The following is an 11,369-nucleotide window of genomic DNA, read 5'->3' as shown; positions in this document are numbered from 1 at the left end:
CAATGGCTGCAGCGGCTCCATTCATTCGGGTTGCTGCGGGCCAGCTTTCGGCCCAAAGGGCAGATTGCCGAGCTGCGAGCCTACGTGCGTCAGCGCGAGCGTCTGCTGGAGTACGCGGCCTCACACATCCAGCATATGCAGAAGGCCTTGATGGAGATGAATCTTCAGCTGCACCACGTCGTCGTCGACATCACCGGCACGACCGGCCTGCGTATCATACGCGCGATCCTTGCCGGCGAGCGCGATCCTGAGGCGCTGGCGTGCTTGCGCCATTACAGTTGCCACTCCAGCGCCGAGACGATCGCGAAGGCGCTCACCGGAAGCTACCGCGCCGAGCACCTGTTTGCGCTCGAGCAGGCACTTGCGCTTTACGACGCCTACCACGAGAAGGCATCTGCCTGCGACGCCCGGATCGAAGCCGTATTGAAGGAACTGAGCCTCCACCGCGGTCATGGCCATGGACCAGCCCCGCGGGTCTCGCGTCGTCGGAATCGAACGGATCAGGCGAACGCTCTAGCTTTTGACGTCCGCGAGGCGCTGTTCGCGTTGCTCGGAAAGGACATCACCACCATCGACGGCCTCGGTCCTTACCTCTCGCTGAAGCTGATCGCTGAATGCGGCGACGACCTCTCTTCGTGGCCAAGTGCAAAGCATTTTACCTCTTGGCTGGGATTGGCGCCGAGCAACAAGATCTCCGGCGGCAAAATGCTCTCGTCGCGAACGCGCCGATCCGGCGGACGGGCGGCGGCACTTCTGCGCCTCGCTGCCGTGACCGTGGGTCGTACAGACACCGCGCTCGGCGCTTTTTATAGACGGCTCTCAGCGCGCGTCGGCAAGGCCAAGGCCGTGACCGCCACGGCCCGCAAGATCGCAGTTCTGTTCTACAATGCTGTGCGATACGGAATGGACTATGTCGATCCCGGGGCCTCGTCCTACGAGACGCGTTACCGAACGCGGGTGGTCAACAATTTGCATCGGCGTGCCAGGGCATTCGGCTTTGTTCTCCAGCCCTTGGAGCCGAAAGTAGTTGCTGCCGTTTCTTAGGAATGGTAGGGCCCGCCGCCAAACGCGCCGCGGTGGCGCATCTGGAGGCCGCGGCGGGCCTGTCGGAGCGGCGGGCCTGTTCGATCGTCGGTGCGGATCGGAAGATGATCCGCTACCGCTCTCGCCGGCCACCGGACATCGAGCTGCGCGTCCGGCTGCGCGAGCTGGCCAATGAACGCCGCCGGTTCGGCTATCGCCGGCTGTTCGTCCTGCTGCGGCGGGAGGGCGAGCCATCCGGGATCAACCGGATCCACCGGCTTTATCGCGAGGAAGGGCTCACTGTCCGCAAGCGGCGGGCCCGCCGCAAGGTGAAATGGACCCCGATTTTGGGACCGGAGGCTTAGTTGGAAAAAGGCCGCTCCGTCTGATAGACGGAGTGAGCAATGACGAAGAAGACGAGACGCAAGATCGACGCGGCACTGAAGGCAAAGATCGCGCTGGAGGCGGTGCGGGAGCAGGCGACGGTGGCCGATTTGGCCCAGCGCTACGAGGTTCACCCGAACCAGATCTATGCCTGGAAGAAGCAACTGCTGGAACAGGCGGCCCGGGCTTTTGACGCGGGTGTCGGGTGGGAGAGCGAGGACGCTCGCGAACGCGAGATCGAGAAGCCGCACGCCAAGATTGGACAACTGACAGTCGAGCGCGATTTTTTAGTGCGGAGGTCCGGAAGATGAGCACGCCGGACCGTCGAGGAATGCTTGATCGCGCCGATAAGGCGCTGTCGATCCGCCGGCAATGCATGTTGCTTGGCATCGCGCGCTCTGGCGTCTACCGGCCGCCCCGGCCGGCCAACGACAACGACCTTGGCCTGATGCGGCGGATCGACGAGCTGTTCACCGCCTGGCCGTTCCTGGGCTCGCGGCGAATGACCGCGATGCTGAAGGCTGAGGGGCTTCAGGTCAATCGCAAGCGCGTGCAGCGCCTGATGCGCAAGATGGGCATCGCGGCGCTGGGACCGAAGCCGAACACGACGAAGCCGGCGCCGGGCCACAAGATCTATCCCTATCTGCTGCGCAACATGACGATCGACCGGCCGAACCAGGTGTGGGCGGCCGACATCACGTATTTGCCCATCGGCCGTGGCTTTCTTTATCTCGTTGCCATCATCGACTGGGCGAGCCGTGCAGTGCTAGCGTGGCGTATCTCCAATACAATGGATACCTCGTTCTGCCTCGCTGCGCTCGACGACGCTCTGGCACGGTATGGCAGGCCGGAGATATTCAACACCGACCAAGGCAGCCAATTCACGAGTGCGGCCTTCACCGGCGCGTTGGCCGGCGCAGGGATCAAGATCTCAATGGATGGCCGCGGTCGTTGGATGGACAATGTCTTCATCGAGCGGCTGTGGCGCTCGCTCAAGCATGAGGACATCTATCTCAAGGGCTATGCCAACGGTCGCGAGGCCAGGGCAGGAATCGCAAACTGGATCGCCTTCTACAACGGTCGCCGCCTTCATCAGGCACTCGGCTATCGCGCGCCGATGGCGGTCTGGCGCGAACGGATGCAGGCTGCGAAGGCTGTGGACATGATGGACAACGCTGACGCGTTGACCACATGCCCACAGCAACAGCAGCAGACAGGGTTTCTCGCAGCGTGATAGAAACGGATCAGGAGCGGTCAGTTTCCAACTAACAAACCGGCTCAAGCGGTCCCGCTCCGCGGGTCCATTTCAGATCTCTGACAAGGTCAGACCTCATCATCTGGAGCGCAAGGCACTTCTTTACGTGCGTCAATCCTCAGCACATCAGGTGTTGCACAATCGCGAGAGTAGCGCGTTGCAATACGCCATGCGGGACCGGCTGACGGCGCTCGGATGGTCCGAGATCGAAGTGATCGATGATGATCTCGGTCGTTCAGCCGCCGGCGCGGTTCAACGCGCCGGCTTCGAGCGAATGGTAGCGGAGGTCTGTCTCGGTAAGGTTGGTGCGGTTTGCGCCCGCGAGGTCTCGCGCTTCGCTCGCAACAGCCGGGATTGGCAGCAACTCATCGAGATGTGCCGCGTGGTCGATACCGTTCTGGTCGATCAGGAGACCATTTATGCGCCGCGGCACGGCAACGACCGCCTGCTGCTCGGGCTCAAGGGCAGCCTCAACGAGTACGAGTTGGATCTGTTGCGCCAGCGCTCGCTCTCGGCCCGCTACGAGAAGGCGCGCCGGGGCGAGTTGGTTGTGGCAGCACCCGTCGGCTTCGTGAAGGCTGGCGACCGTTATGAGAAGGATCCGGATCGGCGTGTCCAGGAAGCGATCAAGCTGGTGTTCGACAAGGTCGAGGAACTGGGCAGCGCGCGACAGGCGCTCTGCTGGCTCCACGAGTACAACCTCGATCTACCGGTGAAGCAGACCAACGGCGACACCGCCTGGCGGCGACCGAGCTACTCTGCCATCCACCGGATCATTGAGAACCCGGTCTACGGCGGCGCCTATGCCTATGGTAAGACGGCTGTGGCGGCGGGATACGGCACCGCGGGCGTGAGCGTGAAGATCCGCCGCAAGGCGCGGACCGAATGGCTGACGCTGAAGCCCAACACCCACGAAGGGTATGTGAGCTGGGAGAGGTTCGAGGCGATTCGCACAATGGTCAGCAGCAACGTTCCCACCAGTCGGCATCCCGGCGCACCCGAGCATGGTGACGCGCTGCTGGCCGGTCTGATCCGGTGCAAGCGCTGCGGCCGCAAGCTCACACTCCGGTACTCCGGCATGAAGCACCGTATCCCGCGCTACAGCTGCAGCCGCGCCTGGATGGATAATGGCGGCCCTCACTGCATCGCCTTCGGCGGATTGCGCGTCGATGATGCGATCGAGGAAGCGCTGCTTGGCGTCGTCGGTCCGGGGGCTATCGCCGCTGCAATCGCTGCCGCCAAGGAAGCCGGAGAACGGCGCGATCAGGTGCGCGATGCTCTCAGTCGCGACCTCGAAGCGGCGCGCTATGCCGCCGACCGGGCCTTCCGGCAATACGATGCGGCTGACCCCGCGAACCGGCTGGTGGCGAGCGAGCTTGAAGCGCGCTGGAACAGGGCGCTCGTCGATGTGGCGGAGGCCGAGGGCAAACTTGCCGCGCATGATGCGAGTATACCCCCTGCCGCCGTTGCTCCGGCCTCGCTCGGCGTCCTGGCGTCGAACCTGCGAACCGTCTGGTCAGCGCCGACGACCGATGCCCGTCTCAAGAAACGCATCCTACGCACGGTGATCCGCGAGGTTGTGGCCGATATCGACCACGCGGCCTCCGAGATCGTTCTCGTCGTCCACTGGGTAGGCGGCGCCCACAGCGAGTTGCGCTTGCCCAAGCGCCGGCGCGGACAGCGCAACAGCACTTCTGCTGATATCATCCAAGCCGTGCGTCAGCTGGTCCTGATCGCCAGCGACGATTTGATTGCTGGCCTCCTCAACCGCAACGGCCTCAAGACGGGCAATGGCAATCGCTGGACCCGCGAGCGCGTCACATCAATGCGCTCGAGCTATCGCATCCCGGTGTTCAAGCCCGCCGAGGACGGGATCGAGCCCTGGCTCAACCTCAGCAACGCCGCACAGATCCTGAAGATCGCGCCGAAGACGCTCCGGCTCGCCGCTGAAGCCGGCGAGATCGAAGCCATCCATCCGCTGTCGGACGGCCCGTGGATCTTCGCCCGCTCCGAGCTGATAACCACTGCTGCTCAATCTATCGCCGAACGAGCGCGACAGAACCCAAGATACCCCACGGGATCGCATCCCAATCAGCAAAGTCTCTTCTCTTCAACAACATAGGCAGATGGGTGTTCTGATGCGCGATTGTAAAAGTCGAGATATCGGCCGATCGAGGTGCGCGCCGCGCTGACGCTGTCATAGGCCCGCAGATACACCTCCTCGTATTTGACGCTGCGCCATAGCCGTTCGACAAACAGGTTGTCCCGCCAGGCTCCCTTGCCGTCCATGCTGATCGCGATGCCGTTGGCGGCGAGCACGCCGGTAGTCCGCGGCAGGGAAAACCTGCCACATGGCGAAGGGAAACAGTTCAAACGGCATCGTCAACTTAATCGACCGCCGAGCCGAAGGAGACGATTCTCAGAGGTCGAGAGTCGGTGATAGCGCTTGTCATGGAGATCTCGCGCCAGGTCGCAAAGGCGCGCTCGCGCGAAGCACGACGGAAGTCGGCGGTGACGGCTCCGGGATAGGGGATGTGGAAAAGGTTCGCGACCTGATCGTGAACTGACAGAAACCGTTGAGCCTGACGGGACGATTTGAAACGCTTCATGATCCGCTCGCGTCGCCGCGTCGTGCGCGGCGGCGATCAGGGTGAGACTCCGTATTGCCTCACATATCGATGCTCCCGAGTGCGATGGGTTGCCTCATTTATTTTGCTCCCGGCTTGGGTCGAGGAGGAGGCCGGGTGCGGAGATGGCCGGGGTTTCGGAGCGCCCGGCCTCCTCCGCTGGCACCTGGCACATCATTGGGGTGTTGTGACCTCATACCCCGGCGGCGTTTTCTCCGTAGGAACGAACAGTAACGCGTTCGCTTGCTCGCTGCGCCAGGATTTAAGCCGACGTTGAAGCGTTCGAAGAAGCTTGTTCGGATAGGCTCCAGGATATTCCACCTGCAACCGGGAGAGCAGTTCGCTGCCAGTCCGCCAGGGCTCGACCTCAAACCATTTTCGCAAATCTGGCGTTGCCCTGATGAGCGGGTCGGGACGGCGCCGGCCTCTTTTCGCTTGCACGATTGGCCGATCCGTCGGTCGCATAGCTCCGTCCTTCCAGGCGGTTCGTAGGCTTGCCAGAAAGAGATCGATCGATTGCGTTGCCGCAGCAGGATGGGCGATTGGCTGTGTATCCGCGAGCGCCGCGAGGCGCTCCTGTGCGGCGCGGATATCGTGCAGCAACGCGACCGGGTCGAGGGCGGCATAGATTTCCTGGAGATGGGCGCGAACCGCGTCGGGCGTGCGAGCGTCGGCAGCCAAGCGCTGGTGTGGCGTTGTCGGCGCGCTGTACGTCTTGCGCACACGCGCACCGTCGCGCTGTTTGGCTATTAACTTGAACGAAGGCTGGAAGAAATTCACGAACAGCCGCGCCGATCGGTAGAGTTCAGCCAGCAGTGTAGCCGCCTCCAGGCCCTCGAACCGACGATAGCCGATCATCCTGCGCACGACCGCGCCGTTCTTCTGCTCGACGAACGCCTGGTCGTTCTTGCGGTAGGGCCGGCAACGCGTGAAGACGATGTTGCCCGCATCGCAGTAGGCCTTCAGCGTCACGTTCATGAATACGGTGTCGTTGTCCGTATCGAGGCCGAGCAGCGCAAAAGGCAATTGTTTGCGCAATTCCGTCAACACCGTACTCAACAGCGTCTGTTCGCGCACGATCAGAGGGGCGCACTCCGTCCAGCCGGTAGCAATGTCGGTGAGCACGAGGGTCTGGATGAAGCTGCCGCGCGCAGATGGACCGCTATGCGCGACAAGGTCAGCCTCGACGAATCCCGGCGCCGGATCGTTCCAATCTGCCGACGTCCGTATTGGAACACTGCGACGCAACGAGTGCGTCGCGTGCCGCCGGCGCCTGCGACCTAATCCTTCTCGGACCCGCACCAATGCGCGGTCGATCGTCGCAGCGCTCATCGCCAAAAGTTTGTCGCGGATCTCGGGGGCAAGGTCGAGGTGGCCGTGCCGTTCCATCGCCTCAATCAGCGCAGGCATTAACGCCTGCAGCCGCTTCCCGCAGATCCGGTCTGACGCCTCCCAAAGGAGCACGAGCGCGTTGTGTTCTGCCGACGTCGCGCCCGTCGGCCCTGGCGTGCGTCTTCCTGACCTCGAAGTAGGCGCATCGCATGCTTGCGATGGAATCCGGTGATGTCGACGAACTCGTCCAATATCCGCGCCTTCTTCGCGCGATCCGAACGCCGATAGCGCGCGCCCGCCGCCGCTGTCAGTTCCTTCCGCGTTGCCATGCTTAGCCACCCCATCTTCGCCCCCGCTCGTTCCCGATCCAAGGGAGCAATTTACGTGAGGCAACGGCTCAGCATCCGGTAACAATTAAGGCGAGGCAATGCGGGTCGGAATCGCAATCGACGCCCGTGCTTCGCCTTGCACCACGCCTTCCGCTCGCTGGTTTCCCCCGAGCTTTCGATTTTCCAGGTTCTTCCCCAAGCGGACAAGGTCGTGCTTGTTGCTCGACCGAAGTCGACGGTCTCGCTCTGTCCCTGTTGCGACTTCCAGACAGGTCGCGTCCATAGCCATTACGTGCGCCGCTTGAGCGATCTGCCGTGGCAGGGGCGGGTCGTCGAGATCCGGCTCCATGCGCGACGGCTTCGATGCGTGAATTCGCAATGTGCGCGTCGGATATTCGCCGAACGGCTGCCGGCAACGGTACAACCGAAAGCAAGACGCACAACCCGCCTCGGCGAGAGCCAACTGGCGATCGGTTTTGCGGTCGGCGGTGAGCCTGGCTCGCGCCTGTCGCGCAAACTGGCCATGCCAGTCAGCGGCGACACCTTACTGCGAATGATTCACTCGGCTCCCTTGCTGGATTTCGTTGCCCCGACCGTCATCGGCATCGACGATTGGGCTTGGCGTCGTGGTCAGCGATATGGAACGGTCATCTGCGATCTGGAACGTAATTGTGTTCTTGATCTGCTTCCCGACCGTAGCGCCGACAGTGTTACGCGTTGGCTGAAGCGCTGGCCAGGGATCAAGGTTGTGGCCCGCGATCGTGCGGGACTTTATGCCGATGGTGCACGTCGTGGCGCACCCGACGCGGTGCAGGTGGCGGACCGCTGGCATCTGCTCAACAGTATGGGTGAAGCCATGCGCCACGCAGTCGGTCGCCATCGTTACAACGTAGCCGCTGCCGTGCAGATCATGGCGTCCACCCAAAGAGAGCCGATCGACCGTGCACCGTCACCGCCGGGACTTGCACAATTGCGAGCGGATCGAAAAGCTGCGCGACGGGAGCGTTGGGATGAAATCTGTCGCCTGCGCGAGCAGGATTATCCGACATCCAGAATCGCGCAACTGCTCGGTGTCGCGCAGCGCACTGTTCAGCGCTGGCTGTCTGCCGGTGGCGAGCCGGAACATTCGCGTCCTCGCAGACCTTCGCATCTTCTCGCGCCCTTTGAAGCATGGCTCGAAGCGCAATGGGCGTCCGGCTGTCAGGTAGGACAGCAATTGTGGCGAGAACTCCAGAAACAAGGCTATACCGGAAGCCGGGTGACCGTCGCACGAGGGGCCGCAAACAGATCTGCATGTGCAGACTCGGAAGGAGCAACGCAACCACGCTCGGCCTGGAAAGCTCCATCGCGTCGTCGCTGTGCTTGGTATCTGAGCCAGGATTCAGATCAGATCGATGCTGAAACCAGGCTGTTTCTTTGCCACCTGTTTGTACAAGCTCCGGAACTCGCCACGGCGGCCGATCTGGCGAAGCGGTTTGTGTCCCTTCTCAATGGAGACGATGTCGCTGCGCTCGATGAATGGATCGAACAAGCAACCAACAGCGAGCTTAACAGCTTCGCCAACGGCATCACGCGCGACATCGATGCCGTCCGTGCGGCAATAACGACATCCTGGACAACCAGTCCAGTCGAAGGCCAGATCAACAAGATCAAGGCCATCAAACGACAAATGTATGGTCGGGCAAGCTACCCGTTATTGCGTCGACGCGTCCTCTTGGCTGCTTGAGGGCAACCCGACAAACAATCCGCCCCAGTCGCTCAAGCTGCACCAAATACGCGGAAGAACCCCTGATTGTCGCGCTATAGCCAGCGCTTCAGCCAGCAGGCAACACTGTCGGCGTTACAATCGGGAAGCAGATCAAGCACGCAATTGCGCTCCAGATCGCAGATGATCGTTCCATATCGCTGGCCACGACGCCAAGCCCAATCGTCGATACCGATGACGGTCGGGGCAACGAAATCCGGCAAGGGAGCCGAGTGAATCATTCGGAGCAAGGTGTCACTGCTGATCGGCATAGCCAGTTTGCGCGACAGGCGCGAGCCGGGCTCTCCGCCGACCGCAAAGCCGATCGCCAGTTGGCTCTCGCCGAGGCGGGTTGTGCGTCTTGCTTTCGGCCGTACCGTTGCCGGTAGACGCTCGGTGAATATCTGACGCGGGCATTGCGGATTCGCGCATCGAAACCGCCGCGCGTGAAGCCGGATTTCGGCCACCCGACCTTGCCACGGCAGATCAGCTAAGTGGCGCACGTAATGGCTGTGGAGCGACTCGTCTGGCAGCCGCAACAGGGACAGTGCGAGACCGCTGACTTCGGCCGAGCCACGAGCAACACCCTGTCGGTCCGGGGAAGGATCTGGACAATCGAAAGCTCGGAAGAAATCAGCGAGCGGAAGGCATGGAGCAAGGCGAATCACGACGTCGACTGCGATTTCACCTTATGCCCTTATTTGCACTGTCCGTGAATCCCGCACCCTGCACCAAATATGCGGAAGAACCCCTGATTGTCGCGCTATAGCGTCGGCTGATGAGAATTCTCGGCCCGATTGTTGAGAGCTTTGTGCTGGCGATGTTCGACATAAAGGCCTATCTTCGCCCTCGCAGCGCCGTACGAACGGAGCTTGTCCGTGATCATCACGCGCGGCGGCGTGCCGGCGGATTTCAAGAGCTTCTTCATGAGCCGCTGCGCAGCGCGCGAGTCTCTTCGGCGCTGGACCAAGACGTCGAGAACGAAGCCATTCTGGTCGACAGCGCGCCAGAGCCAATGTTGTTCGCCCGCGATCGAGATAACGACTTCGTCCAGATGCCATTTGTCACCGCGGGCGGGAGCGCGCTGGCGGATCCGATCGGAGAACGCCTTGCCGAATTTCCGTCCCCACTGGCGCACGGTTTCATAGGTCACGCCAATGCCACGCGCCGCCAGCATTGCCTCGACCATACGCAAGCTTAAGGGAAACCGGAAATACAACCAAACGGCATAGCTGATCACTTCCGGCGGGAAGCGATGGCGGCGATAAAGAGGGTCCTTGGTGTCCGTCGTCAGATAATTTGAGACTGATCAGGCTTTTCGCGAAGAGAGGCTCTGGCTCATCTGGGTTAGAGTTTAAGCAGCCTGCAGTTGATGCTGCAAGCGGCGGTTTGCGATGGTGTCGCGCTTGATGCGGTTTCGCTCTGCGAGCATCGCCTCAGCCCTGCCGAAGCAGACATCGGCTGGCGTGAGGTTGTCGATGCTCTCATGATAGCGGAGGTGATTATAGTGTTCGACGAAGGCCCGTACTTTACGTTCGAGATCACCGGGTAGGTAGTAATTTTCGAGCAGAATGCGGTTCTTGAGCGTCTGATGCCAGCGCTCGATCTTTCCCTGAGTCTGAGGATGGTACGGAGCGCCGCGCACATGCTGCATGCCCTTCTGGTCGAGCCACTTGGCCAGATCGTCTGCCACGTAACTCGAGCCATTGTCGCTGAGAAGCCTTGGCCGGTGCGCGACGGCGATGTGGTCAAGACCGGAGGCGGCGAGTGCCTGGTCGAGGGTGGCTGTAACATCGGAAGCGCACATGGTGGGACCAAGCCTTCAGGCCACGATGTAGCGCGAGAAGTCGTCAAGCACGGTCGAGAGATAGTACCACCCCCATCCGGTGATCTTGAGGTAGGTGAAGTCGGTCTGCCAGAGCTGGTTGACGGCCGTCGTCTTGTCCTTGAACGCGTTCGCGGCCTTGATCACCACATAGGCCGGGCTGGTGATGAGGTCATGCGCCTTCAGCAGCCGATAGACCGACGCCTCGGATACAAAGTACTTTCGTTCGTCGGTGAACCGCACGGCCAGCTCGCGTGGCGACAGCTCAGGTAACTCCAGCGCCAGGTCGATGATCTGGCCCCGCACATCGTCCGGGATGCGGTTCCAGACCCGGTCTGGTCGAGACCGATGATCGGCCAGCGCCTCAACGCCTCCCTCGCGGTAGCGATCATACCAGCGATAGAATGTGGCGCGCGGGATCCCGAGCTTGTCCAGCGTGCGTTTGGCCGGAAGATGCGATTGCTCGACCAAATGGATGATCTCGGCCTTCTCGGAGGCGGGATACCTCATGCCTCGTCCTCCCCATCTCCGTTCATACTTTTTTTGAGCAGACGGTTCTCCAGGGTCAGATCGGCGACGGCCTCCTTCAAGGCGGCGGCCTCCCGGCGGAGGTCCTTCACCTCGCCGGAGGTCGCAGCTCGCGCCGTGTCGCCGGCCAAGCGGCGCTTGCCGGCCTCGAGAAACTCCTTGGACCAGCCGTAATACATCGAGGCGGCAATGCCTTCTCGGCGGCAAAGCTCGGAGATGTTCTCCTCGCCGCGCAATCCCTCCAGCACTATGCGGATCTTCTCTTCCGCCGAATACTGCCGGCGGGTCTGGCGCCTAATGTCCTTTAGCACTTGTTCTGCCG

At 61.9% G+C, this 11,369-nt stretch carries 4 protein-coding genes and 7 pseudogenes; 5 read left to right on the top strand and 6 right to left on the bottom strand.

The features are described from left to right. From K288_RS0140455 to K288_RS0140435, 4 genes and pseudogenes are all read left to right on the top strand, one after another. Window positions 1–1,044: IS110 family transposase (locus K288_RS0140455; protein ID WP_027584526.1), on the top strand; the 1,044-nt coding region annotated here is incomplete at its 5' end. Window positions 1,045–1,046: 2 nt separating this feature from the next. After that, a pseudogene (locus tag K288_RS0140450) lies at window positions 1,047–1,352 on the top strand (IS3 family transposase); the annotation flags it as partial. A 75-nt stretch (window positions 1,353–1,427) separates the two neighbouring features. Further along, a pseudogene (locus K288_RS48360) lies at window positions 1,428–2,524 on the top strand (IS3 family transposase); the annotation flags it as partial. A 193-nt stretch (window positions 2,525–2,717) separates the two neighbouring features. Then, entirely contained in the window at window positions 2,718–4,784 is a 2,067-nt protein-coding gene (locus tag K288_RS0140435; RefSeq protein ID WP_027584523.1) for a recombinase family protein, read from the top strand. Window positions 4,785–4,804: 20 nt separating this feature from the next. Here the strand turns inward: K288_RS0140435 and K288_RS48355 are convergent. From K288_RS48355 to K288_RS48350, 3 pseudogenes are all read right to left on the bottom strand, one after another. Then, window positions 4,805–4,981, bottom strand: a pseudogene (locus tag K288_RS48355) (integrase core domain-containing protein); the annotation flags it as partial. A gap of 68 nt (window positions 4,982–5,049) precedes the next feature. Then, a pseudogene (locus K288_RS0140425) lies at window positions 5,050–5,292 on the bottom strand (IS6 family transposase); the annotation flags it as partial. Between the two features lie 171 nt (window positions 5,293–5,463). Further along, window positions 5,464–6,965 (bottom strand): annotated as a pseudogene (locus K288_RS48350) (ISNCY family transposase). A gap of 121 nt (window positions 6,966–7,086) precedes the next feature. On the opposite strand from K288_RS48350, the gene K288_RS48345 reads away from it, so the two are divergent. After that, on the top strand, window positions 7,087–8,676 hold the full coding sequence (locus tag K288_RS48345; protein ID WP_201449806.1) for an ISL3 family transposase: 1,590 nt from the start codon (window positions 7,087–7,089) through the stop codon (window positions 8,674–8,676). A gap of 74 nt (window positions 8,677–8,750) precedes the next feature. On the opposite strand, the gene K288_RS48340 is transcribed toward K288_RS48345, so the two are convergent. The 3 genes and pseudogenes from K288_RS48340 to K288_RS48330 all read right to left on the bottom strand — a co-directional run. Then, window positions 8,751–9,161, bottom strand: a complete 411-nt coding sequence (locus K288_RS48340; RefSeq protein WP_027584517.1) for an ISL3 family transposase — start codon at window positions 9,159–9,161, stop codon at window positions 8,751–8,753. A gap of 302 nt (window positions 9,162–9,463) precedes the next feature. Continuing rightward, window positions 9,464–9,988, bottom strand: a pseudogene (locus K288_RS48335) (IS6 family transposase); the annotation flags it as partial. 60 nt (window positions 9,989–10,048) lie between these two features. Beyond that, window positions 10,049–11,369 (bottom strand): annotated as a pseudogene (locus K288_RS48330) (IS3 family transposase); the annotation flags it as partial.

It is taken from the genome of Bradyrhizobium sp. Ai1a-2 (genome assembly GCF_000426245.1).
In the GTDB taxonomy this organism is placed as follows: Bacteria; Pseudomonadota; Alphaproteobacteria; order Rhizobiales; family Xanthobacteraceae; genus Bradyrhizobium.
Note: the sequence above shows the minus strand (reverse complement) of the source record. Positions and strands in the feature narration are given on the sequence as shown.